Annotated in this window: 21 protein-coding genes; 9 read left to right on the plus strand and 12 right to left on the minus strand. The window is 66.9% G+C overall.

What is annotated here, in order from left to right:
• The first annotated feature begins 119 nt into the window (after positions 1-119).
• Together H1343_RS10760 and xth are read left to right on the plus strand one after the other, a co-directional pair.
• Complete coding sequence (locus H1343_RS10760) at positions 120-467, plus strand: HesB/IscA family protein (protein ID WP_185982912.1); 348 nt, start codon at positions 120-122, stop codon at positions 465-467.
• A gap of 13 nt (positions 468-480) precedes the next feature.
• Positions 481-1,269: an exodeoxyribonuclease III gene (xth, locus tag H1343_RS10765; RefSeq protein WP_185982913.1), complete on the plus strand. Its 789-nt coding sequence runs from the start codon at positions 481-483 to the stop codon at positions 1,267-1,269.
• A 12-nt stretch (positions 1,270-1,281) separates the two neighbouring features.
• Here the strand turns inward: xth and H1343_RS10770 are convergent, their stop codons facing one another.
• The 6 genes from H1343_RS10770 to H1343_RS10795 form a co-directional block, all read right to left on the minus strand.
• A complete protein-coding gene (locus tag H1343_RS10770; protein WP_185982914.1) occupies positions 1,282-2,133 on the minus strand; it encodes a tetratricopeptide repeat protein in 852 nt (283 codons plus the stop codon).
• 359 nt (positions 2,134-2,492) lie between these two features.
• The gene (locus H1343_RS10775; protein WP_185982915.1) at positions 2,493-3,884 is read right to left on the minus strand and encodes a long-chain fatty acid transporter; all 1,392 of its coding nucleotides are present in this window, start codon (positions 3,882-3,884) and stop codon (positions 2,493-2,495) included.
• Positions 3,885-4,153: 269 nt separating this feature from the next.
• Positions 4,154-6,934 carry a valine--tRNA ligase gene (locus tag H1343_RS10780; RefSeq protein WP_185982916.1) on the minus strand — a complete coding sequence of 927 codons (2,781 nt, stop codon included), beginning with the start codon at positions 6,932-6,934 and terminating at the stop codon, positions 4,154-4,156.
• Between the two features lie 92 nt (positions 6,935-7,026).
• Entirely contained in the window at positions 7,027-7,773 is a 747-nt protein-coding gene (locus tag H1343_RS17150) for a DUF2497 domain-containing protein (RefSeq protein WP_185982917.1), read from the minus strand.
• Positions 7,774-7,923: 150 nt separating this feature from the next.
• A complete protein-coding gene (locus H1343_RS10790; RefSeq protein ID WP_185982918.1) occupies positions 7,924-9,363 on the minus strand; it encodes a TolC family outer membrane protein in 1,440 nt (479 codons plus the stop codon).
• A gap of 184 nt (positions 9,364-9,547) precedes the next feature.
• The gene (locus tag H1343_RS10795; RefSeq protein WP_185982919.1) at positions 9,548-10,195 is read right to left on the minus strand and encodes a protein-L-isoaspartate O-methyltransferase family protein; all 648 of its coding nucleotides are present in this window, start codon (positions 10,193-10,195) and stop codon (positions 9,548-9,550) included.
• A 145-nt stretch (positions 10,196-10,340) separates the two neighbouring features.
• Here H1343_RS10795 and H1343_RS10800 point away from each other — a divergent pair, with 145 nt between their 5' ends.
• Entirely contained in the window at positions 10,341-10,619 is a 279-nt protein-coding gene (locus H1343_RS10800; RefSeq protein WP_185982920.1) for a hypothetical protein, read from the plus strand.
• A gap of 103 nt (positions 10,620-10,722) precedes the next feature.
• Here H1343_RS10800 and H1343_RS10805 read toward each other — a convergent pair whose 3' ends face one another.
• From H1343_RS10805 to H1343_RS10820, 4 genes are all read right to left on the minus strand, one after another.
• A complete protein-coding gene (locus tag H1343_RS10805) occupies positions 10,723-11,718 on the minus strand; it encodes a flagellin N-terminal helical domain-containing protein (RefSeq protein WP_185982921.1) in 996 nt (331 codons plus the stop codon).
• Positions 11,719-11,903: 185 nt separating this feature from the next.
• Positions 11,904-13,337, minus strand: coding sequence for an aldehyde dehydrogenase family protein (locus H1343_RS10810; RefSeq protein ID WP_185982922.1), 1,434 nt, complete (start codon positions 13,335-13,337; stop codon positions 11,904-11,906).
• A gap of 49 nt (positions 13,338-13,386) precedes the next feature.
• The gene (locus H1343_RS10815; RefSeq protein WP_185982923.1) at positions 13,387-13,617 is read right to left on the minus strand and encodes a hypothetical protein; all 231 of its coding nucleotides are present in this window, start codon (positions 13,615-13,617) and stop codon (positions 13,387-13,389) included.
• A 72-nt stretch (positions 13,618-13,689) separates the two neighbouring features.
• The gene (locus H1343_RS10820; RefSeq protein WP_185982924.1) at positions 13,690-13,947 is read right to left on the minus strand and encodes a DUF2171 domain-containing protein; all 258 of its coding nucleotides are present in this window, start codon (positions 13,945-13,947) and stop codon (positions 13,690-13,692) included.
• 311 nt (positions 13,948-14,258) lie between these two features.
• On the opposite strand from H1343_RS10820, the gene H1343_RS10825 reads away from it, so the two are divergent.
• The 6 genes from H1343_RS10825 to H1343_RS10850 all read left to right on the plus strand — a co-directional run bounded on the left by H1343_RS10825 (position 14,259) and on the right by H1343_RS10850 (position 20,189).
• Positions 14,259-14,984, plus strand: coding sequence for a PRC-barrel domain-containing protein (locus tag H1343_RS10825; protein WP_185982925.1), 726 nt, complete (start codon positions 14,259-14,261; stop codon positions 14,982-14,984).
• Between the two features lie 172 nt (positions 14,985-15,156).
• Entirely contained in the window at positions 15,157-16,638 is a 1,482-nt protein-coding gene (locus H1343_RS10830) for an ABC transporter substrate-binding protein (protein ID WP_425484658.1), read from the plus strand.
• Positions 16,635-17,603, plus strand: a complete 969-nt coding sequence (locus tag H1343_RS10835; protein WP_185982927.1) for an ABC transporter permease — start codon at positions 16,635-16,637, stop codon at positions 17,601-17,603. The genes H1343_RS10830 and H1343_RS10835 overlap by 4 nt, the downstream gene beginning before the upstream one ends.
• On the plus strand, positions 17,600-18,448 hold the full coding sequence (locus H1343_RS10840; protein ID WP_185982928.1) for an ABC transporter permease: 849 nt from the start codon (positions 17,600-17,602) through the stop codon (positions 18,446-18,448). The genes H1343_RS10835 and H1343_RS10840 overlap by 4 nt, the downstream gene beginning before the upstream one ends.
• Complete coding sequence (locus tag H1343_RS10845; RefSeq protein WP_246332938.1) at positions 18,448-19,410, plus strand: ABC transporter ATP-binding protein; 963 nt, start codon at positions 18,448-18,450, stop codon at positions 19,408-19,410. Before H1343_RS10840 ends, H1343_RS10845 begins: the two co-directional genes overlap by 1 nt.
• Complete coding sequence (locus tag H1343_RS10850; protein ID WP_185982929.1) at positions 19,407-20,189, plus strand: ABC transporter ATP-binding protein; 783 nt, start codon at positions 19,407-19,409, stop codon at positions 20,187-20,189. The genes H1343_RS10845 and H1343_RS10850 overlap by 4 nt, the downstream gene beginning before the upstream one ends.
• Positions 20,190-20,202: 13 nt before the next feature.
• Here H1343_RS10850 and H1343_RS10855 read toward each other — a convergent pair whose 3' ends face one another.
• Both H1343_RS10855 and H1343_RS10860 read right to left on the minus strand, forming a co-directional pair.
• Positions 20,203-21,525 carry an NAD(P)H-dependent oxidoreductase gene (locus H1343_RS10855; protein WP_185982930.1) on the minus strand — a complete coding sequence of 441 codons (1,323 nt, stop codon included), beginning with the start codon at positions 21,523-21,525 and terminating at the stop codon, positions 20,203-20,205.
• A 29-nt stretch (positions 21,526-21,554) separates the two neighbouring features.
• The gene (locus H1343_RS10860) at positions 21,555-22,109 is read right to left on the minus strand and encodes a sugar transferase (RefSeq protein WP_185982931.1); all 555 of its coding nucleotides are present in this window, start codon (positions 22,107-22,109) and stop codon (positions 21,555-21,557) included.
• Between the last annotated feature and the right edge of the window lie 55 nt (positions 22,110-22,164).

Consider the following 22,164-nt stretch of genomic DNA (forward strand, 5'->3'; position numbering starts at 1 on the left):
AAACAGCGTTCAGGGCACGGCGCGCCGATTGACCCTTGCGGGCGCCGTCCATACCTTAGGCCGAGCCCTGCAACAACATGAGGCCGGATGCCGCTGATCGCGCCAACCGGACAGATGCCATGAGCGAGACCCTTTCGCCGGCCACGCCCCTCACCATTTCCGACGCCGCCTTCCGCCGCATCGCCGCGATCCTGAAGAACGCCAGCGGCGAGACGGCGCTGCGCATCTCCGTCGAAGGCGGAGGCTGCTCGGGCTTCTCCTACAAGTACGACCTCACGGGCGAGACCGAACCGGACGACCTCGTGCTGGAGAAGGAAGGCGGGCGCGTGGTGGTCGATCCGATGTCCCTCGTCTACATGGGCGGATCGGTGGTGGATTTCGTGGACGACCTGATGGGCCAGTCCTTCCAGATCCGCAATCCGAACGCTGTCGCAGCCTGCGGCTGCGGCACCAGCTTCTCCGTCTGAAAGCCTTGCCCGCGTGCTGATCGCCACCTGGAACATCAACGGCGTCAAGGCGCGTCTCGACAACCTGATCGCGTGGCTCGACGAGCGCTCGCCCGACGTCGCCTGCCTGCAGGAGATCAAGAGCGTCGACGAAGCCTTCCCGCGCGCCGCGCTGGAGGCGAAAGGCTGGCATGTCGAGACACACGGCCAGAAGGGTTTCAACGGCGTCGCGCTGATCTCCCGCAAGCCGCCGCTCGAGGGCAGCGTGGCGCGCGGCCTTGCCGGCGACGACACCGACGAGCACGCCCGTTTCATCGAGGCGATCTACGATGGCGAGAGCGGTCGCGTTCGCGTCGCCTCGCTGTATCTTCCGAACGGCAATCCGCTCGGCACGGAGAAGTTCGACTACAAGCTGCGCTGGATGGCGCGGCTCGAGGCTCACGCGCGCGTCAGGCTCTCCGAAGAGCTGCCTTTCGTTCTGACGGGTGACTACAACGTCATCCCGCAGCCGGAGGACGCCCGCAACCCGTCGGCCTGGACGGGCGACGCGCTGTTCCAGCCCGAAAGCCGTGGCGCGATGCGCAGGCTCGTCAATCTCGGTTTCACCGAGGCGCTGCGGGCCGCCAGCGATGCGCCCGACATCTACACCTTCTGGGATTACCAGGCCGGCGCCTGGCAGAAGAACAACGGCATCCGCATCGATCACGCTTTGCTTTCGCCCGAGGCGAGTTCACGCCTGCGCGGCGTTGGCATCGATGCGCATGTGCGCGGCTGGGAAAAGCCGTCGGACCACGTTCCGTTGATCGTCGATCTCGCCGCCTGAGCGGCGGGCCTTTCAGCGTAGCGGCGAGGCCCCTTGCGCGTAGGCGAGAGCGCTGCGGCGATCATCCTCGGAGGAGAGCGAGAACACCTCCTCCTGCAGGGGCCGGATCCATTCGCGGTCGATCGGGTTCGCGTCCTGCAGTGCGCTCGTCAGCATGGCAAGCCCGCGCGCCCGCTCGGCGCGCAGCTCGATCCGCTCACCGTCGAAGATCAGATAACCGAGCAGCGCCTCGGCGCGAACGTGGCCCTTGCGCGCCGAGAGCTGGAGCCAGCGAGCGGCCTGGCGCGGATTGGCCGAGCCGCCCTCGCCTGTCAGCAGCATGCGGCCGAGCTCGAACTGGGCGCGTGCATCACCGAAATAGGATGCGGCATGGCTGTAGAGCTGGCGGGCCTGCACCGGGTCTGCGCCCACCGGCGTACCAGGGATGCCCGCGCTGAAATACTCGGCGAGCGCCACCACCGCACTCGCGACATAGGCCGCATTCGGCGAGTAGGACGCATCATCCTCCTGATCTCGCACGATCCGCTCGAACATCCGGAAGGCCTTGTAGTCGTCCTCGGGCACGCCATCGCCGGCGGCATACATCTGGCCGAGCTTCCAGCGCGCGCCCGGATGCCCCCTCTCGGCAGCGAGGCTGAGCGCCTCGAACGCCTCCACCTTCTCACCACGCTTGTAAGCGCTGAAGCCGAGGCTGAACATTTCCCGGATCGCCGCCTCGGACGTCGTCGGCACCGTCGCCGCGCCATCAAGCGCAGCGGCTGGCGAGGACGCGGCGAGCAGAGCCAGCCATGCGATCGAGTGACGATTAAACCTGCGCACGACGCGACCGATCCACACGCGGTGCCGCAGCACCGACTTCGACATTCACCGCGCGACGGGCGGCACCGTTGACGATACGCAAAGAGACGGGCACTTGGCCCGAAGGCCGTTCGACGCGGCAGACCTTCTTTTTCATGGCCCCCTCGCTCCCATCCTGTTCCGCATGGTGGCATTCCCCCCGAATGCCATTCAGCGCACGTTCATCTCGCCATTCTGCGTGTGCGCCGTTTATGGCGGCAGCACGGCGTGCGTGTCATGGTGCAGCGTAGACGATGCAGTTCCGCAATAGTGTTGCGTCTTGGTGACAGAGATGAACTTCCGCCGCGTCAACACTCGGTCGGGCATGGAAAAGGGGCGCGCCTGCTCCAGACGCGCCCCTCAAACTACCGGCGATATGGTTCGTCTCAGAAGGACAGCTTGAGAGAGGCGCTGCCGCCGTACACCCAGTCGTCACCCACCGTCGCGTCGAAATAGGCACCGTCGTCGATGGACTGCTCGCCGTCCGTCCAGTAGCCGACCACGCCGCCGATGCGCAGTTCCGCAAAGCCCCGCCTCAGCGAGACGCCGCCGGTCACCGTGTAGAGGTCGGTGTAGGTTGTGTCGGAGCCCGTGGAGACGCCGCGGTCGTAGCCGAAGGAGATCGCGCCCGACACCGTCTCGTTGAAGGCACGGCCGAGGCCAACATTGGCCGTCCAGCCATCGCGCCAGTTATAGGGCTGGATGGTCGAGGACGTACCGGTGATCGGGCTGGAGATCGTGCTGACGACCGTGCCGTTGGTGCTCCAGTCCGTCCAGCGCAGCGATGCGAGGAGGAGCGTCCCCGGGGCGATGCCGGTCTGTCCGCTGAGGGTGAAGCTCTGCGGGCTGATGGCCGTGCTAAGAGTGGATTCGACGGGGATCACGGCGCCCGGCGCGGGCGTCGCCTGCCCGATGCCGCCGACGATCAGCGCCTGCTGCCCGGCCGACAAGCCGAAGGCGGGGTTGGAGAAGAAGGTCGGCACGGAGACCTGCGTCCCATCCGCCAAACGGACGAACGCGGAATCGACAGAGACCGAGCCGCCACCGCTGATGCTGTCGTGCTTGACCTCGGACCGGTAGAGGCCCTGGACGCGCAGCGCGATCTCCGGGCGTTCGTAGGCGACGCCGATTCGGTAGCCGGTTTCGTAACCGCCGGTGCTGTTGACGTCGACTTCGGTCGGCAGGATGAGCTGCGAGCCCGTTCCGGCGAGCAGCAGGCCGGCCCCGGCCAGCGGCGTACCGGCAAAGGCGCCGCTCAGGTTGCGTTCGCCGAAGCTCGAACCGTCGAAGTCGAAATCCTCGAAATAGACGCCGCCGAGCAGGCTGAAGCGACCGATCTCGGCCGTATAGCTGAGGCGGCAGGTTGCGCCGAACTCGTTCGACTTGAACTCGATCGAGCGGGTCCGCGAAGAGGCGGTCGATCCCGGCTCGGAGAAGGACGGCAGCGCGCCGCCGGGCGCGCCATCGTAGTTGGCCTCGGCCGCAAACGATTCGGTGAAGTGCCCGGCGCAGGCGAACTGGTCACCGCCGAACTTCAACGCGTAGCTCGGAATCAGGTAGTCGCCGGTATAGGTCCCGTAATCACCGGAGGCGCCGTTGATCGAATCGAAGCCGCGGCGCGGGTCGATGTAGGTGACGCCGGCGCGCGTTGAGTAGGGCCCGCTCTCGAAGAGGATGTCGGTGTCGGCAATGCCCCGCTGGAAACCACCGGCCTGCGCGCCGGAGACGGCGGTCAGCCCGATGGCCGTCGCGGCCAGAAGTTTCGTCAGAGTCTGCATTGCCGGTGATCCCCCCAGATCGTTCGGGCGTTCAGAACGCCGCCGCCCTTTGGTACACCGACGCTAGCTGCGCTACCGCGCATTGGAAAGCGCGCTCGCTCACATGCCGAAGCGGAACCCACTCGCGAGAATTTCTCCACAACCAATTGTCTTTTCTGTCGTTTCGACCATCTCAGGCACCGATAGACATCGTGCTTTCGCCTCTTCCGTTTACGGAAGAGGCGCAGAGAGTGGCGCGAATGTGACAGTCTGACGCTTCGAAAGCACACTCACCCGTCGAGACGGGCGAGCGCGGCCTCCAAAGCTTCGGCCTCGGCAAGGTAGGCGGCACGCTTTTCACGTTCCTGCTCGACAACCTCTTCGGGCGCATTGGCCACGAAGCGTTCGTTGCCGAGCTTCTTGTCGATCCTCGCGACCTCGTCGCGAGCCTTGCCGGCGGCCTTTCGCAGGCGCGTGCGCTCCTGATCGACGTCGATCATACCGGCCAGAGGCAACGCGAAACGCCCGCCCCCCACCACGATCTGCGCCGACTGCCCCGGCGCTTCGTCCGCCTGGACGATCGAGGAGAGACGCGCGAGGCGCTTCAGGGCCGCCTCGTGGCGGAGCATGCGTTCGGCCGTCGCCGGGTCGCAGGCGACAGCGACCAACTCGGCCTCGGCGCCCGCCGGCACGTTCATCTCAGCGCGCACCGAGCGGATCGCCGAGACCATCTCGACCAGCCAATTGATGTCGGCGGCGGCCTCCTCGTCCTCGAAACCGGCCTGCGGCCAGCGGGCATGGCAGAGGAGTTCGCCGCGCCCTTCCCCGGCCGGGGCCGTCGTCGCCCAAAGCTCTTCCGTCATGAACGGCATGAACGGATGCAGCAATGCGAAGATGCGATCCAGAACCGTGCCGGCGACGCGCCGCGTCTCGGCCTTGGCCGCCTCGTCGCTGCCGGCGAAGACGGGCTTTGCGAACTCGAGATACCAGTCGCAGAAGGTGTTCCAGACGAATCGATAGATCGCGGCCGCCGCGTCGTTGAAGCGGAAGGCGGCGAGCGCCGCGTCCGTCTCCGCGACGGCGCGCGAGAGTTCGGTCGCGATCCAGCGGCTCAGCGGAAGCTGCAGCGACCCGAAGTCCAGTTCGCCGCCGTGCTCGGCTCCGTTCATCTCCGCAAAGCGCGTGGCGTTCCAGAGCTTGGTGCCGAAGTTGCGGTAACCGGCGATGCGCTGGGGGTCGAGCTTCACGTCGCGCCCCTGCGCGGCCATAATTGCGAGCGTGAAACGCAGAGCGTCCGCGCCGAACTCGTCGACAAGGTCGAGCGGATCGATGACGTTGCCCTTCGACTTCGACATCTTCGCGCCGGTCTTGTCGCGAACGAGGGCGTGCATGTAGACGGTCGAGAAGGGCTCCTCCTTCATGAAGTGGAGGCCCATCATCATCATCCGCGCGACCCAGAAGAAGATGATGTCGAAGCCCGAGACGAGAACGCTGGTCGGGTAGTAGGTCTTCAGCTCCGGCGTCTCATCCGGCCAGCCGAGCGTCGAGAAGGGCCAGAGCGCGGAAGAGAACCAGGTGTCGAGCACGTCCTCGTCGCGCGAAAGGAAGCCGTCGAGCGCCTGCGGGTCGGCTGCCAGCTCGGCGGCGCGCTCGCGTGTGATCGTTCCGTTCAGGACGTAATGCGCCAGCGCCGAGGCGATGGCCTCCTCCTCCTCCTCGGCCACGAAGATCTCGCCGTCCGGCCCGTACCAGGCCGGGATCTGGTGCCCCCACCAGAGCTGTCGCGAGATGCACCAGGGCTGGATGTTCTCCATCCAGTCGAAATAGGTCTTCTCCCAGTTCTTCGGGACGAAGGCCGTGCGCCCCTCGCGCACGCTGGCGAGCGCGGGGCGGGCCAGCGTCCCGGCGTCCAGATACCACTGATCGGTCAGGTACGGCTCGATCGGCACGCCGCCGCGATCGCCGTGCGGCACCATGTGAACATGGTCCTCGATCTTTGCCAGATACCCTTCCGACTCCAGCCAATCGACCAGCATGGCCCGCGCGGCGAAGCGGTCGAGCCCCTGGAACATGGCGACGGCGCGTTCGCCATCGTCGGGGTACAGTCCCTCCAGGAACTCGGCGTTGTCGCGGATATCGATCGTGCCGTCCGGCGCGAGCACGTTGATGATCGCAAGATCGTTGCGGCTGCCGACGTCGTAGTCGTTGAAGTCATGCGCGGGCGTGATCTTCACCGCGCCGGAGCCGGCCTCAGGGTCGGCGTAGTCGTCGGCGACGACCGGAATGAGGCGGCCGACCAGCGGCAGGCGGACTTGTCTTCCGACCAGCGCCGCATAACGCTCGTCGTCAGGGTTCACCGCGACGCCGCTGTCACCCAGCATCGTCTCGGGCCGGGTCGTGGCGACGGTGATGAAGGACGAGGGATCATCGAGGGAGAACCGCGCACCGTCCACCGGGTAGCGGATGTGCCAGAGATGCCCGTTGATCTCGCGCTGCTCCACCTCGATGTCCGAGATCGCGGTGCGCAGCTTGGGGTCCCAGTTGACGAGCCGCTTGTCCTTGTAGATCAGCCCCTCGCGATAGAGCTGGGCGAAGACCTTGCGCACGGCTCGCGAGAGGCCCTCGTCCATCGTGAAGCGCTCGCGCGACCAGTCGCAGGAGGCACCCAGACGGCGGAGCTGCTTCAGGATCGCCCCGCCCGACTCGCCCTTCCACTGCCAGACCCGCTCGACGAAGGCCTCGCGCCCCATGTCGCGCCGGCCTGGCTCCCCGCGCTCGGCGAGCTGGCGCTCGACGACCATCTGCGTCGCGATGCCGGCATGATCGAGACCCGGCTGCCACAGGACGTTCTGCCCCAGCATCCGGCGGTGACGCACCAGGATGTCCTGCAGCGTGTTGTTCAGCGCATGGCCGATATGGAGCGAACCCGTGACGTTCGGCGGCGGGATCACGATGGAGAAGGGCTCGGCGTCCTCGCGCGCGCCTCGGCCGGCCTTGAAGGCATCGGCCTCGTCCCAGCGCGCCGCGATCCGCGGTTCCACGGATGCCGCGTCGTAAGTCTTCTCGATCATCGTCTCTGCCCGTTTGTGCGTCGGACAGCCGTTACAGGGAAGCTTTCGAGCCTGTCAACGAAACGCGTGAAGCGGCGGCGCAGGCCGAAGGATCAGCGACGCGGCCCGCGCGCCACGCGCTCGATCTCCTCGCGCACGAGGCGCTCGACGAGCTTGGGCAGGTTGTCGTCCAGCCAGTCCGTCAGCATGGGGCGGAGCATCTCCTGCGCCATCTCCTCCAGCGAGCGCATATGCCCTTCGCGGATGGCCTCGGCGAGTTCACCGAAGGACGCGCCGACGAGCTCGCCGGTGCGCTCGGAGGTGAGCGCGTCCGCCTCCCCGACCACGCGGCGCTCGACATCGTCCTCCAGGACGGCAGCGCGAAAATCATGCAGGCGTCGGCTGTCGCTGTTGGCCGGTTGAAACGCCGGACGCTCTCCGTCCGGAGCAGCCATCGCCTCGTGCTCGCCTTCTGCTGCAGCCTCGCGCTCGAATGCGGCCGGTGGCGCCACCGGCTCGTCGTGAACGGCATCGCCGGTTTCGCTCGCGCCGACATTGGACCAGTCGACGAGGTCTTCCTTCTCGAACTCGTCATGGAGATGGGCCGCGAGCTCGTCCTCGAAGGCGAAGTCACCGCCGGTGACGGCGGGCGCCGTGTCCGGTGCGCTCCAGGCGTAGGCGGTATCCTCCTGCGGGGTAAGGCGCGCGATCACCCGCGGCTCGCCGCCTTCAGCTTCGCCGTAACGCTGGACCTGGGGACCGCGCGTGGGGGCTGCTTCGTCGCCAGTCTCGATGATGCGCCGGATCGAGGCCAGAATCTCGTCCATCGAAGGCTCATGGGCGGCGTTCGATCGTGTCATCGGCGAATCCCCTCTTCGATGCACGGCGCCCGCCGCGCGAATCACGACCCCGAGGCTAGACGCAAAGCGGGCGTGGATGAATCCCTTCACCCACGCCCGCAGTCGTCATCGACAGGCTTTTTTTAACGAAGTGCCGGAGCGCTTCGCGACTCAGCGCCCATCCGGTGTGCGCATGCCATGCCACTTGTCCTGGACTGCCTGATAATGCTCCTCCGGATCGTAGATCTCGGCGCCGAGCGCGAGCTGCTGGGCATCGATCCGGCCAACGGCAGAGAGGAGCTGATAGGCCGCGACGATCACGTCGCGCTGCGAGCCGGCCAGAAGCACCTGTGCGGAGATCACGTCGGCCTGCGCGTTGAGGACGTCGAGCGTCGTACGCTGGCCCACTGAACGCTCTTCCGACACGCCGCCGAGAGCAAGCTGCGCCGCGGCGACCTGCGCCCGGTAGCCAGTCACGTTGGCTTCCGCCGCCTGGAGCTGTGCGAAGGACGAGGCAACCAGTGCCCGGACCTGATCGCGCGTGAGATCCACCTCGATACGCCGCTGGCCGAGCACTTCCTTGGCCTGGCGCACCTGCGACGAGACGAGGCCGCCCTGGTAGATGGGGATCGAGAGCTGGGCGCCGACCGTGGCAGACACCTGGTTCTGCGTCGTGACGTTGGGATCGACGACCCCCGGCAGGTCGGTGAAACCGCCACTGCCGCGATTGCTCTCGTTCAGCGAGTAGACGTTGTCGACCGAAGCGCCGACCGAAATCTGCGGCAGGCGGGCACCTTCGGCGGACTTCACCTGGAAGGAGGCGGCCTCGACGGCGAAAAGCGTCGCCTGGATGGCGGGATGTTCGGCCTGAGAGATCTGCAGCGCCTGGGCGATCGAAGTCGGCATCAGCCCGTCACCGGGGCGGATGCCAGGCTCCAGATTGCCGGGAACGTCCCCGACAATGTCGAGATACTGCGACTCGCTCACCGCGACCTGCGCGAGTGCGCTGTTCAGGAGCGCGGTGGCCAGCGCTTCCTGGGACTGCGCTTGCGCGACATCCGTGCGGGTGCCCTCGCCCACCTCGAACCGCGCATCCGCGGCCCGGACCTGTTCACGCAGGAAGGCGAGGTTCTGACGGCGGAACTCTGCGATCTGCCGGTCGCGGCGTACGTCCATGTGCGCTGTCACCGCGTCGAGCAGCGTGTTCTGGACGGTGTTGGAGAGGCTCGCCTGCGAGGCACGCACCTGAGCCTGCGCCGAGCTGACGTTGTTGGGCGTCTGGAAGCCGTCGAAGATCACCTGATTGATCTCGATGCCGGCCGAAAGCGACTCGGTGCGCCCTTCTTGAAAGGGAAGATCGTCGCCGCGGCTCGTATGCGAGCGAACGGCCTGCGCCCCCGCCGAAGCGCCGATCGTCGGTCGCATCCCCGCTCGGGCCTGAGGAACGTTCTCGTCGGTGGCGCGAAGCTGGGCCCGCGCCACGTTCAGCGATTGGCTGTTCGAATAGGCCTTGGCCATGGTTTCGCGCAGGGTCTGCGCCTGCGCATCCCCGCTCCAGTTCGCCGCCAAGGCCACGAACATGGCCGTCGACAGCCAGAAACTCTTACGCATGGAGCCCCCATTCCAGTCCACCGCATCTCGAACCCGAGACGCGGCAGCATCAAAAAGCCGACGACTGGAAAGCTGCCGGCCTACATACACGAGTGTACGTTACCACGCGTATTGCGACTGCGAATTACGTTTTGTGTCCATTCACCAAATTTTCGCACACTGTGCCCCGGTAACGACACTCGGGTCAGAAGACGAAAGAAGGACTCTTCTGGAAGCCGGGGAGCGGTCGGAGACTGCAATTGAAGCCGAAGCGGTCGGAAACGATGTCGCCGTCCTTCACGAACAATCGCGCCATGCCAGCGTTGCCGTAACCGACCACGGTCACAAGACGGCCCCGGTCGGCGAGCTGGTCCATCAGCGCCTGCGGCACCGTGTCCACCGCGCCTTCGATCAGGATGACGTCGTAAGGGGCGGCCGCGCTGTGCCCCTCGTTCAGTGGGCCCGTGACGACCTCGGCCGAAGCACCGGCCTGCGCCAATGCAACACGGGCCGTCTCGGCCAGCGTCTCGTCGCTCTCCAGCATCGTCACCTGCGCGCCGAGGCGCGACAGGATCGCGGCCGCGTAGCCCGTGCCGCCGGCCACGTCGAGCGCCTTGTCCCCCAGGCGGACCTCGACGAGCTGCAGGAGCTTGGCGAGCGGCGAGGCCTCCATCATCGTGCGGCCGCTGCCGAGCGGCATCTCGGCACCGATATAGGCGAGTTCGCGGCGCTCGGCCGGCACGAAGAGTTCGCGCGGAACATTGAGAAACGCACGCAGGATTTCGAGGTCGGTGACGTCGGTCGTGCGGATCTGGTTGTCCACCATCTTCACCCGCGCCGCTGCGAAATCCATGGAGCTGCCCTCGTCATATCGTCTGTCGCCCTCCCCTTAGAACCTTTCGCGGGCGGACGGAAGCCGCACGCCGCGCCTCGGCCCTTCCGAAGACCACAGGCGCCCCTAAGTGTTCGGTAACCGCCTTCCGGATCAGGAGGATTCCATGAACGCGAAGATCGCCATCGTCAGCCTCGCAGCGCTTGGGCTGTCCGGCTGCGTCTCTGCCCAGACGACCGCCTTCTACGACACGTTCGAGGTCCGGCCGGCCGGCGAGCCGGTCACGTTCTGCGAGAACTACGCCGACCAGACCTTCCGCAACACGCTCACGAACATGGGCGACTACGACCGTGGCTCGGTGGCCGGCAACGGAATCACGCGCCTGCAAGCGCGACGCATCGCCGAAAACGCCTATGAGCGGTGCCTTTCCGGCCGCACGAACTGAGGCTCAAGAGGTGCGAAAAGGCCCCGACGTCGGGAAGACGCCGGGGCCATCTTGTATCCGGAGCAGAGGCGCGTCACCGCGCTCCTGCAGTCCCGTAAGGCTCTTACTGGAAGAGACGCAGGACGTTCTGGGCCGACTGGTTGGCGATCGAGAGCGCCTGCACGCCGAGCTGCTGCTTGACCTGCAGAGCCTGGAGACGGGTCGACTCTTCGTTCATGTCGGCATCGACGAGGCCCGAAACGCCATTGTCGATCGTGTCCATGAGGTTGGAAACGAACGACTGCTGCAGATCGATACGCGAAGCGACAGCACCGAGGTCGGCAGCCGCCTTCGTCACGCTGTTGATGGCGGTATTGACGGTCGCGATGAACGCCTTCATGTCGTCGAGCGACTGCGGCTCACCGGGCGTTGCAGGAGTTCCTGGGGTGCCAGCAACCGGATTGCCGTCTTCATCCTCGGTATCTGGGGTGCCCGGGGTCCCCTCACTTCCACCGGTCGCCCGGATGTCGATCTGTGCAACCTCACCCAGCAGGCCGCCGCTCTCTTCGGCATCGACGTCCGTGAAGAGGACGATGTCGCTGATGTCGATCTCGATCGAGCCGAGCGTCACCGAACCGTCCGCGCCGCGCGTGAACGAGGAGATGACGTTGCGGGCAGCGAAGGTAGTCTCGCCGCCCTCGGTGGTGCCGGCGTTCAGCAGCCAGTTTTCGCCGGAGAACGTCGACGACGACGCGACAGACTTCAGCTGCGAGATAAGCTGATCGATCTCGGCCTGGATGACCTCGCGGTCGACGCCATCCTGCGTCGCAGCCGTCAGCTTCGTCTTGATCTCGTCAAGCACGTCCTTCGCGGCGTTCAGCCCCTGATAGGCCGTGTCGACCGTGGCGGCGCCGAGGCCGAGCGCGTCCTTGACGGTGCCGAGCGCCTTATTGTCCGACTTCAGCGTGGTCGAGATCGACCAGTAGGCGGCGTTGTCCTTCGCCTCACCGATCTTCAGGCCCGTCGAGATGCGGGTCTGCGTCGCGTCGAGCTGCGCGTTGGTAGACTGCAGCGTGCGAAGAGCCTGCTGGGCGGCGATGTTGGTATTGATGGAGGTCATTGGAAAAGTCCCCTTTGGACGAAACACGAGAGGGACATGGGCGAGAACGCCCTGCGGCTTCGGCATCATGCCTCGCGGGGCGCCGGAGCCCGGCGACCGTCGCGGCCACGGACGCAACCTAGGGCGGGGACTTTAAGAAAGAGTGGAGGCGCCCGGCCGCCACACGACCGGACGCCGCTTTTCGATCAGGCGGCGTTGTAGCCGAACATCGACTTCACCTCGAGAAAGTCCTCGAAGCCGTGACGGCCCCATTCGCGCCCGTTGCCGGACTGCTTGTAGCCACCGAAGGCACCGGCGAAATCACCCGACGCGCCATTGATGTGAACCATGCCCGCGCGAATCTGCCGGGCGACCTCGCGCGCGTGCTCGACGTCCGAGGAGGTCACGTAGCTGGACAGGCCGTAGACCGTGTCGTTGGCGATCTCGATCGCTTCGGCCTCGTTCGTATAGGGCAGGATCGACAGGACCGGGCCGAAGATCTCCTCGCGTGCGATCGTCATGTCGTTGCGCACGTCGGCAAAGACCGTCGGGCGCACGTAGTAGCCGCGGTTGAGGCCCTGCGGGCGGCCGGGGCCGCCGGCGACAAGCCGTGCGCCCTCTTCCATACCCTTTTCGATCAAGGCCTGGATCTTGTCGTACTGCGCCTGGCTGACCACAGGTCCGATCTTGGTTCCCTCGCCGCGCGGGTCGCCCACCACCGTCGCGTCCGCGACGGCGCGCGCGATCTCGGCCGCTTCATCGTGGCGCTCGGCCGGCACCAGCATGCGTGTCGGCGCGTTGCAGGACTGGCCGGAGTTGCTGAAGCACTGCGCCGCGCCGTGGCGCACCGCCTTCTCCAGATCGGCATCGGGCAGGATGATGTTCGGCGACTTGCCGCCCAGTTCCTGCGAAACGCGCTTCACCGTGTCAGCGGCTGCTTTCGCCACCGCAATGCCGGCGCGGGTCGAGCCGGTGAAGGACATCATGTCGATGTCCGGGTGGGTGGAGAGCGCCTGCCCGACGCCCGGTCCGTCACCGTGCACCATATTGTACACGCCGGCCGGCACGCCCGCCTCGTGCATGATCTCGGTGAACACGATCGCGGAGATCGGTGCGACCTCGCTCGGCTTCAGCACCATCGTGCAGCCGGTAGCGAGTGCCGGGCCCACCTTACAGCCGATCTGGTTCATCGGCCAGTTCCACGGCGTGATCAGGCCGCAGACGCCGATAGGCTCGCGCGTGATCGTCGTCGTGCCGACGCGTTCGTCGAACGCATAGGTCTTCAGTATTTCCAGGACCGTCGTCAGATGGCCGAGGCCGGCACCGGCCTGCGCGGCCGTGGCGAAAGGAAGCGGGGCGCCCATCTCGTCGCTGATAGCACTCGCCATGTCGTCGTAGCGCTTGCGATAGACCGCGATAACGCTCTCCAGAAGCTCGACGCGCTCGGCGCGGCTCGTGCGAGAGAAGCTGGAGAAGGCCCGGCGAGCGGCCGCGACGGCGCTCTCCACGTCGCCCCGGCCGCCGAGCGGGATTGTCGCGAAGACCTCCTCGTTTGCCGGGTTCACCACCTCGGCAGTGCCGGATTGCGTGATGGGGTCCACCCATCCCCCGTCGATGTAGAACTGCGCGGTATTGGTCATCCGTCCCTCTCCTTCCTCAAGGTCTTTCGGCGGCAGCGCGCCGACCCGATCAGCTCGGCGAGCCCTCGGATGCCTGTGTGAAGTCGAAATCGGCGACCATGTCCTCGACCTCGGTGGTGATCTCGTCGAGGAAGTCGGACACGTCCTCGCTGTTTTCAGACCCCTGCGTGACCAGCATCGCAAGCTGTATCTTCAGCACCGTCGCCACCTCGTCGAGCGTCTTGCCCTCGAAGAGGTTGGAGATTTTCTCGTTGATCGCGTCGAGTTCGTCGTCGGTCATTCCGTTCCCTTCCATGATGTGCCTGCGGGGCCGCCTTCGCCGCGACCCCGCCACGCTATACGACGAACGCCGTCAAAGGGGCGAGCCGTTCTCCTCCTCCTCGAAGGACACCGCGACATCCGCATCTGCCGAAAGGCGCACCTTGTCGCCCTCGACTTCTGCGACGAGGCCGCCGGGCACGAAGTGGTGGTGGCCCCTGTGCGAGCCCTCGCCGCTGTCCTTCCTCGTAAGCTTGATCCGGTCCCCGTCGACGCGATCGACGGTGCCGACATGCACCCCGTCCGCGCCGATGACTTCCATGTGTTCCTTGATGTTCGTCAGCTGCGACATGTCTTTCTCCTCTGTCAGCTCAGCCTGCAACTCGCGAGAAGGCGGAATGGATGCGCGAGAGTGCGTGGCAGCATACGTCCGCGCGCGGAGCACAGGATGCGCACACACCGCGCACAGCAACGCCGCATGGAACGAGTGTCTCTTCGCGCATGCACACAGGCCGCACGCGGTCCTTGATGCTTCGAGCACGCATCAGCGATGCAGTAGCCTTACCTTCTGAGACGCTTTTTGGGATGATTACCCCGCGTGAGGGAACGAAAGCCTTTCAAAGCCCTTTTATGGTGCGAACAGTCTTTGATCGGGAGACAACAATGAAGAAGACATTTCATTCCGCCCTTCTCGCTGGTGCGTTGATGCCTTTCGCGGCATTCGCGCAGACCACAACGCCCCCGTCCGATGCTCCGGCCGGCGGTGCGATGGAAGAGCCTGCGACCCCGCCGGCCGGTGGTGCGATGGACTCCCAGCCGTCCGACGGCATGGCGACGCCGCCGGCCGCCGAGGGTGAGATGGAGACGAGCACTGAGGCAATGGGAACGGCGTCCGCAACCGGTGAAGGTCCGTTCGTGACGGTTCCTCCGACGGGAGCGTGGCGTGTCTCCGACCTCGAGGGCAAGAACGTCGAAGATGCCACCGGCGAGAGCATCGGTAGCATCTCCGACGTCCTCGTGGACGAGAATGGCGAGGTAATCGCGGTTCTGGTCGGCGTCGGTGGCTTCCTCGGAATCGGTGCCAAGGACGTGGCCGTCTCCATGGAGGCGCTCGAGTTCGGCCCGGGCTCGACCGAGGGCCTTTCGACGGCTCCGGCCGCTGACGCCGCTCCCGCCGGCGGCACGGCTCCGGCAGCAGAGGCTCCGGCAGAGGCCGACACGGCGGAGGCTCCTCCAGTGATCGGCGAGGACAATCTTCCCGACCGGATCGTCCTCAACGTGACGCGCGACGAACTCGAAGCGGCCCCGGCCTACGGCGAGCCCGAGGACGCGGCAGCCGATGCGGGCGGTGGCGAGACGGCCCCGGCTGGCGGCACCGCGCCCCAGTAAGGCTTACGGTTTCTGAAGCCTTTCGTAAAAGGCCCGGCGGGACTTCGGCCCGCCGGGCCTTCGCGTTTGGGAGTAGTTGATTTTCTTTCGGCTATCTCGACAATCTCCGCCTCATATGCTGCACACGAGCCGTATGGAGGCGACCGGGAGGTTTTGACGAATGCCCTATCTGATGTCCGCCCTGGCCGGGGCCTTGGCGTTCGTCGTGATCGGCGTATCCGGCCCCGCTGCGGCGCAGCCTCGCGACGATATCGTTCTCGGCATGGCCATCGAGCCGGCGGGTCTAGACCCGACGATCGCGGCCCCCGTCGCGATCGGTCAGGTCGTCTGGCAGAATGTCTTCGAGGGCCTGACGCGCATTGACCGCGATGGAGCGGTGCAACCGCAACTCGCGGAGAGCTGGACAATCTCCGAGGACGGCCGCGTATATACTTTCACGCTGCGGCAGGGCGTTTCCTTCCACGACGGTGCCGCCTTCGACAGCGCCTCGGCGAAGTTTTCGCTCGACCGCGCGCGCGGCGAAGCCTCCACCAACCCGCAGAAGCAGTTCTTTGCCGCCATCGACGGCGTCGAAGCGCCTGATCCGTCGACGCTGGTCGTGACGCTCTCGCGGCCGGCCGGCAACCTCCTCTACTGGCTCGGCTGGCCGGCGGCTGTTATGGTCGACGAAGGCTCCGCTGAAACCAACCGCTCGCAGCCCGTCGGCACCGGTCCGTTCCGGTTCTCCGAATGGCGGCAAGGCGACCGGCTGACGCTGACGCGCTTCGACGGCTACTGGGGCGACAGCCCGGCGCTTTCGCAGGCGACGTTCCGTTTCATCTCCGATGCGCAGGCGCAGGTTTCCGCCCTCCAGTCCGGCCAGGTGGACGCCTTCCCCGAGTTCGGCGCGCCGGAGCTTTACGCGAGTTTCGAGGTGCGAGAGGAGTTCGAGACCGTCGTCGGCCACACCGAGCTCAAGGTCGTCGCCGGCATGAACGGGCGAAAGCCCCCCTTTGACGATGTCCGCGTGCGGCGCGCGCTAATGATGGCGGTCGATCGTCAGATGATCGTGGACGGCGCTCAATCGGGTTATGGCGAGCCGATCGGCAGTCATTACACGCCGAACGATCCGGGCTTCGTCGATCTCACCGGTGAGATCGCCTACGATCCGGAGGGGGCGCGGGCGCTTCTGGCAGAGGCCGGCTATCCGGATGGTTTCACGGCGACCATCAAGGTGCCGCAGATGAACTACGCGCGCCGTTCTTCGGAAGTCCTTCAGGCGATGCTGGCCGAGATCGGCGTGACCCTCCAGATCGTGCCGACCGAATTTCCGGCGGCCTGGGTCGATCAGGTCCTTCAAAGGCATGATTTCGATATGACGATCGTCGCCCATGCCGAGCCGCTCGATATCGCCATCTACGCTCGCGAAGACTATTATTTCGGCTACGACAACCCCGCCTTCGTCGAGACGATCCGTAAGGCGGAGGAAACAACCGACGACGAAGCGCGCTTTGCGCTCTACGGCAAGGCCCAGCGAATGCTGGCAAAGGACGTACCGGCTCTCTACCTCTTCGTCATGCCCAAGCTCGGCATCTGGAACGAGAAGCTTGAGGGCCTGTGGGAGAACGAGCCGATCCCCTCGAACGACCTGACCGACGTCTCCTGGCGCGAATGAGCGAACGGGAAGCGGGCGGCTCGCTCGCGCGCCTTCTTCTCGGCCGCTTCACCGGCCTCGTCGCGACGCTTTTCGCTGTCACGGCCGTGGTTTTCCTCGTCATGCAGGTGCTGCCGGGCGACCCGGCAGCGGTAATGCTCGGCACCTCCGCCCAGCCTGACACGCTGGCCGCGCTGCGCGCGGAACTCGGCCTCGACCGCCCCGCCGTCATGCGCTACGGCGCGTGGCTTGCCGGCCTTGTCACCGGTGATCTCGGCACCTCCACCACCTATGGCGTGCCGGTCGCCGGGCTCATGGCGGATCGACTTGCGGTCACGCTGCCGCTCGCGGGGCTGGCGATCCTCCTTTCGCTTGCGGTCTCGTTGCCGCTCGCGGTCGCTGCGGCGGGACGGCGTGGAAGCTTGGTGGACGCTGGCGTCTCCCTCTTCGCGCAGGCCGGCGTCGCACTTCCGAACTTCTGGATCGGGCTCCTACTGATCCTTTTCTTCGCCACGGTCTGGCCGATCCTGCCGTCCGGCGGTTTTCCGGGCTGGGACGCCGGCCTCCTCCCCGCCGCCTCGGCGCTTGTCCTGCCCGCCATCGCCCTCGCTCTGCCGCAGGCTGCGATCCTGACGCGCGTCGCACGCTCGGCGCTTCTTGATACGCTGCAGGAGGATTTCATCCGCTCGGCGCGCGCAAAGGGTATAAGCCGGCGCCGCGCGCTGTGGCGCCACGCATTGCCCAACGCACTGATCCCGGTCGTGACGATCCTCGGCCTTCAGCTCTCCTTCCTCGTCGCCGGCGCGATCCTCGTGGAGAACGTCTTCGCGCTGCCCGGCATGGGGCAGCTCGCCTATCAGGCGCTGATGCAGCGCGACTTCGCGGTGCTGCAGAACGTCGTCCTGTTCTTCGCCGCGATCGTGATCGTGGTGAACTTCCTCGTCGACCTTTCTTATCTCGCGTTCGATCCGCGCGTTCGCGCATGAGCGCACGCGTGGATGAAACAAGCCGGCCGCGGCGTCTGCCCGCGCGCCTCATTGCCGGCGCCGCGATCCTCGTGATCATTGTGGCGCTCTCGCTCCTGTCGCTCGTCTGGACGCCGGTCGAAGCCCCCACGCGGCTGCGCATCGCGCTGCGGCTCGCGGCGCCCGGCGACGGGGGCCTCCTCGGCGCCGACCAGCTCGGCCGAGACGTCCTCTCCCTGCTGATGATCGCGGCCCGCCACTCGCTGGCCATCGCCGCGCTCTCCGTCGCAACGGGGGCCGCGATGGGCATCGCCATCGGCCTCGCGGCCGCCGCCCTCTCCGGCCGTCTCGCCGGACACGCCATCATGCGGGCGATGGATGTCGTCTTCGCCTTCCCGCCGATCCTCTCCGCGATGATGCTCGCCGCGCTTCTCGGCACCGGCTTCGTCAACGCCGTCGTGGCAATCGCCGTCTTCGTCACGCCGGTCTTCGCGCGGGTCGCGCGGGCCGGCGCGCTACGGGTGCTCGCGCGGGACTACGTCCTTGCCGCGCGTGGTGCGGGCAAGGGGCCCGTGCGGATCGCGGCCGAGCATGTCCTGCCGAACATCTCCGGGGACCTCGCGGTGCAGGCATCGATCCAGTTCGGCCTCGCGATCCTGACCGAAGCCGGCCTGAGCTTCCTTGGGCTCGGCCTCGCTCCACCGGCCCCGTCCTGGGGACGGATGCTCGCCGAATCGCAGACGTTCCTGTCAGCCGCGCCCTGGCTGGCGCTCGCGCCGGGCCTTGCGATCGCGATCACGGTCACCGGCGCCAACCTTTTCGGCGACGGCCTGCGCGACCACCTCGACACGCGGGACGAGCGCTGATGAGCACCCTCCTTCGTGTCCATGATCTCGCGATCGAGATCGGCGGCGTGCCGCTCCTCCACGACGTTTCCTTCCAGCTCGATGCCGGCCACACCCTCGGCCTCGTCGGCGAATCCGGTTCGGGCAAGTCGCTTCTGGCGCTCGCGCTGATCGGGCTTCTTCCGGCGTCCGCGAGCGTGCGTGGCCGCATCGAGTTCGAGGGCCGGGACCTCCTCAAGCTGAACGACCTTGCGATGGACAAGGTGCGTGGCCACGGCATCGCAGCTGTTTTCCAGGAGCCGATGACGGCCCTCAACCCCGCGATGCGCGCCGGCACACAGATCGCCGAGGCGTTGCGCCTCGACGGGCTCGGGCGGCGCGCCGCCCTGTCGAAGACCGTGCGCCTGCTCGACCGGGTGCGCATTCCCGATCCTGAAGCGGCCGCGCGCGCCTATCCTCACCAGCTCTCCGGCGGCCAGCGCCAGCGCGTCGCGATCGCCATGGCGATCGCCCGCTCGCCGCGCCTGCTTCTGGCCGACGAGCCGACCACCGCCCTCGACGCCGGCGTCCAGGCGGAGATTCTCGATCTTCTGGCGGAACTCGTCTCCGAGAAGGGCATGGCACTGATCCTCGTCAGCCACGACCTCGCGGTCATCGCCCGCGCCGCGCGGCGCACCTTGGTGCTCTACTCCGGCACGCGGTTCGAGGAGGCGCCGACCGCCGCGCTGATCGCCGCGCCGCAGAACCCCTACACACGCGCGCTGACGGCGGCGATGCCGCGCGAGCGCGCCAGCAAAAACGACCGCCTGCCCACCATTCCCGGCCGTGTGCCGTCGGCCGGTGCGCCGATGCCCGGCTGTCGCTTCGCCCCCCGCTGCGGCCTCCGCATCGATGCCTGCGAGGATGGCGAGCCCGAATGGCGCATCGTCGCGGGTCACGGGGTGCGCTGCTTGCGAGCCGGCGCGGTGGACCAGCCGCGATGAGCGCGCCGCTCCTCACCCTTCGCGACCTCACGCGCATCTATCGCCCGAGCGCGCCTTTCGGCGGACTCCGCGAGACGCGCCCGGCCCTGCGAGGGGTGTCGCTCGATCTCGCACCGGGCGAAATCCTCGGCATCGTCGGAGCGTCGGGCTGCGGGAAATCGACGCTTGCGCGCATCTGCGCGGCGCTCGACACGCCGGATGGCGGGAGCGTGCGGCTCGGCGATGTCGAACTCGCCGACGCGCGACCGGTCGCGCTGATGCAGGCACGGCGGCTCGTCCAGATGGTGTTTCAGGACCCCTACGGCTCGCTCAACCCACGCCACCGCGTCGGGCGGATCATCGCTGAACCGCTGCATCTCCTGCCCCTTTCGGGCGATGAGAGACGCCGCCGCGTCGCGGAAGCGCTCGCCGAGGTCGGGCTGGATGAGGACGCCGGGCGCCGCTATCCGCACGCCTTCTCCGGCGGCCAGCGCCAGCGCATCGCCATCGCCCGCGCCATCGTCGCGCGGCCGAGACTTCTCGTCGCCGACGAGGCGGTGTCCGCGCTCGACCTTTCGGTCCAGGCGCAGATCCTCAACCTCATCCTCGACATCCGCGAAGCGACGGGCATGGCCGTCCTGTTCATCAGCCACGATCTGGCGGCCGTTGGCGCCATCGCCGATCGCATCGCCGTCATGGACGAAGGCCTGATCGTCGAGACCGGCCCCACGCGCACCGTTCTCGAAGCGCCCGAAAGTACCGTCACGCAGGCGCTCGTGGCGGCGAGGTTGACGCTCTAGCCTCCCTGCTTCCTCAGCCGAGGAATCGTTCGTCGGCGCGGTCGAGGTCACGGCGAAGGCGCGTGACGGTCAGCGTGTCGTCGGCTCGGCAGTTCTCGTGTGTCAGAAGATCACCCGCACGAACCGGCGTCGTGACGACGGCCTTCTCCGCAAGACCCAGCGGCAGCGCCTTGCGCTCCCGCGCGTCGCGCCATTCCATTGCAAAGCCGCGATAATCCGCCATGCCGATGCGGCCCAGCGTCTCACCGACCGCGAGGTCGCGTTTTGCGACCGCGCCGCATTCCCCCACTGGCCGGTCCAGCGGCTGCATGTCGGGCCGCCCATAGATTACGGCGCGCGCGGCCGAAAGCGGCGTCTCGAGGCTCGTCAGATGGAAGGGCCTCGTCAGCGAGAAGCAGGGGCCGGGGCCGACCTTCAGATCCGCCATGCGCTCGATAGCGCGCGGGTGGCGCGGCCTCGCGATGCAGAATACCCCCGGCGCGACACCTTTGCCGATCGTATAGTCCACGCGCCCGCCCGCCGACAGGACACCGCCATCGGCCTCGGTGCAGAGGACCTGCGCGAGATTGTCGAGCGTCGCCTTCGGCCCGTGCATGCCCGGCACGTCGGGTACAAGGCCCGTACAGTTGGCGATGGCGGTCATCTCGACCATCGTCTTCGAGCCGTCGATGAACTCTACCAGCATGCGCGCGTTCATGTTACGCTCGCGCGCCTCGTCCTCGTAGTCGTCCGGCACGGCAGTGACGTCGAGCGGGTTGTTCTTGCCCTTGCCCGCCGCGACGATCTCCATGCCGAGGGACTGGGCGAAGGAAATCAGTTCCAGCGTCGCAGCCGGCTCGTCCCCTGCGGAACCCGTGTAGACGGTGCCGGCGCGCCGAGCCTCGGCAGCCAGATGCCGGCCGACGGTGATGTCGGCCTCCACGTTCAACATCACGATGTGCTTGCCGTTGCGGATCGCCTCCAGCGCCAGCCGCGCTCCGACCTCAGGGCTGCCCGTCGCATCCACCACCACATCGATGCGCCCGGCCGCGCACATCGCGTCGAGATCGTCGGTGATGGCTATGCGTCCGCTCTCGATGGTGCGGTCGATCTCAGCCGCGCTCGCGGCAATTTGGCCGTGGTCCGCATCGTAGCCGGCCATGGCGATCGCCTCGCGCGGGCGCGTCGGGCGGCTCGCGCCGATGGCGCCGATGCGGATGCCTGACATCAGCGCCGCCTGCACCACGATGTCCGTGCCCATCTGCCCCGCGCCCGCGAGGGCGATGGTGACGGGACCCTTCTCCTCGCTCCAGCGGTGGAGTTCGGCGGCAAATCCGATGCGCTCGATCACGGGCATGACGGTCCTTTGGTCGGCATTTGCGAAATTTAGGAACGGACGCGGTCGCCGCGCCCCCCTCCGAAGACGGTTTTGAGGATCAGGCCGAGATCCCCGAAGAAGCTTTGCTCGCGAAGATAGGCGGCGTCGAGGACGGCAAGGCGTTCGGGATCGGACATGTCGACGCCGGCGATCTGCGCCGGGCCGGTGATGCCCGGTCGCAGGGCGAAGACGCCGCGCTCGCGGCGCGCCTCGATGAGTTGCCTCTGGGTAGGCAGGCAGGGGCGCGGGCCGACGAGGCTCATGTCGCCCTTCAAGACGTTCCAGAGCTGCGGCAACTCGTCGAGCTTGAAGTGCCGCAGGCGTGCGCCGAGCGGCGTGACGGCGGCGCGAGGCGTTTCATGCGAGGCGGCATGCGCCGTGCCGGAGCGCATCGTGCGCAGCTTGTAGAAGGTGAAGACACGCTCGCCCTGCCCCACGCGCGACTGGCGGAAGATGCCCGCGCCGTCGCTCTCGCGTCGGATCATCCAGGCGAGCAGAAGGATTAACCACCCGAGGAGAACGAGGCCCGCGAGGCTGCATGCGATGTCGAAAAGACGTTTCATCGTCGCTGCGAATGCCGCAAACGCTTCGGTGTGGCAAGCAAGCCGTTGCCTCGCC

This window comes from Aureimonas mangrovi, from assembly GCF_014058705.1.
GTDB lineage: Bacteria > Pseudomonadota > Alphaproteobacteria > Rhizobiales > Rhizobiaceae > Aureimonas > Aureimonas mangrovi.

Bases quoted from the DNA above. Each gene is read 5' to 3' on its own strand.
- H1343_RS10770 (WP_185982914.1), bottom strand. From the start codon at position 2,133: ATGTCGAAGTCGGTGCTGCGGCACCGCGTGTGGATCGGTCGCGTCGTG.
- H1343_RS10845 (WP_246332938.1), top strand. From the start codon at position 18,448: ATGAGCACCCTCCTTCGTGTCCATGATCTCGCGATCGAGATCGGCGGC.
- H1343_RS10840 (WP_185982928.1), top strand. From the start codon at position 17,600: ATGAGCGCACGCGTGGATGAAACAAGCCGGCCGCGGCGTCTGCCCGCG.
- H1343_RS10780 (WP_185982916.1), bottom strand. From the start codon at position 6,934: ATGATCGAGAAGACTTACGACGCGGCATCCGTGGAACCGCGGATCGCG.
- H1343_RS10825 (WP_185982925.1), top strand. From the start codon at position 14,259: ATGAAGAAGACATTTCATTCCGCCCTTCTCGCTGGTGCGTTGATGCCT.
- H1343_RS10830 (WP_425484658.1), top strand. From the start codon at position 15,157: ATGTCCGCCCTGGCCGGGGCCTTGGCGTTCGTCGTGATCGGCGTATCC.
- H1343_RS10775 (WP_185982915.1), bottom strand. From the start codon at position 3,884: ATGCAGACTCTGACGAAACTTCTGGCCGCGACGGCCATCGGGCTGACC.
- H1343_RS10760 (WP_185982912.1), top strand. From the start codon at position 120: ATGAGCGAGACCCTTTCGCCGGCCACGCCCCTCACCATTTCCGACGCC.
- H1343_RS10835 (WP_185982927.1), top strand. From the start codon at position 16,635: ATGAGCGAACGGGAAGCGGGCGGCTCGCTCGCGCGCCTTCTTCTCGGC.
- H1343_RS10800 (WP_185982920.1), top strand. From the start codon at position 10,341: ATGAACGCGAAGATCGCCATCGTCAGCCTCGCAGCGCTTGGGCTGTCC.
- H1343_RS10850 (WP_185982929.1), top strand. From the start codon at position 19,407: ATGAGCGCGCCGCTCCTCACCCTTCGCGACCTCACGCGCATCTATCGC.
- H1343_RS17150 (WP_185982917.1), bottom strand. From the start codon at position 7,773: ATGACACGATCGAACGCCGCCCATGAGCCTTCGATGGACGAGATTCTG.
- H1343_RS10790 (WP_185982918.1), bottom strand. From the start codon at position 9,363: ATGCGTAAGAGTTTCTGGCTGTCGACGGCCATGTTCGTGGCCTTGGCG.
- H1343_RS10805 (WP_185982921.1), bottom strand. From the start codon at position 11,718: ATGACCTCCATCAATACCAACATCGCCGCCCAGCAGGCTCTTCGCACG.
- H1343_RS10820 (WP_185982924.1), bottom strand. From the start codon at position 13,947: ATGTCGCAGCTGACGAACATCAAGGAACACATGGAAGTCATCGGCGCG.
- H1343_RS10860 (WP_185982931.1), bottom strand. From the start codon at position 22,109: ATGAAACGTCTTTTCGACATCGCATGCAGCCTCGCGGGCCTCGTTCTC.
- H1343_RS10815 (WP_185982923.1), bottom strand. From the start codon at position 13,617: ATGACCGACGACGAACTCGACGCGATCAACGAGAAAATCTCCAACCTC.
- H1343_RS10855 (WP_185982930.1), bottom strand. From the start codon at position 21,525: ATGCCCGTGATCGAGCGCATCGGATTTGCCGCCGAACTCCACCGCTGG.
- H1343_RS10795 (WP_185982919.1), bottom strand. From the start codon at position 10,195: ATGGATTTCGCAGCGGCGCGGGTGAAGATGGTGGACAACCAGATCCGC.
- H1343_RS10810 (WP_185982922.1), bottom strand. From the start codon at position 13,337: ATGACCAATACCGCGCAGTTCTACATCGACGGGGGATGGGTGGACCCC.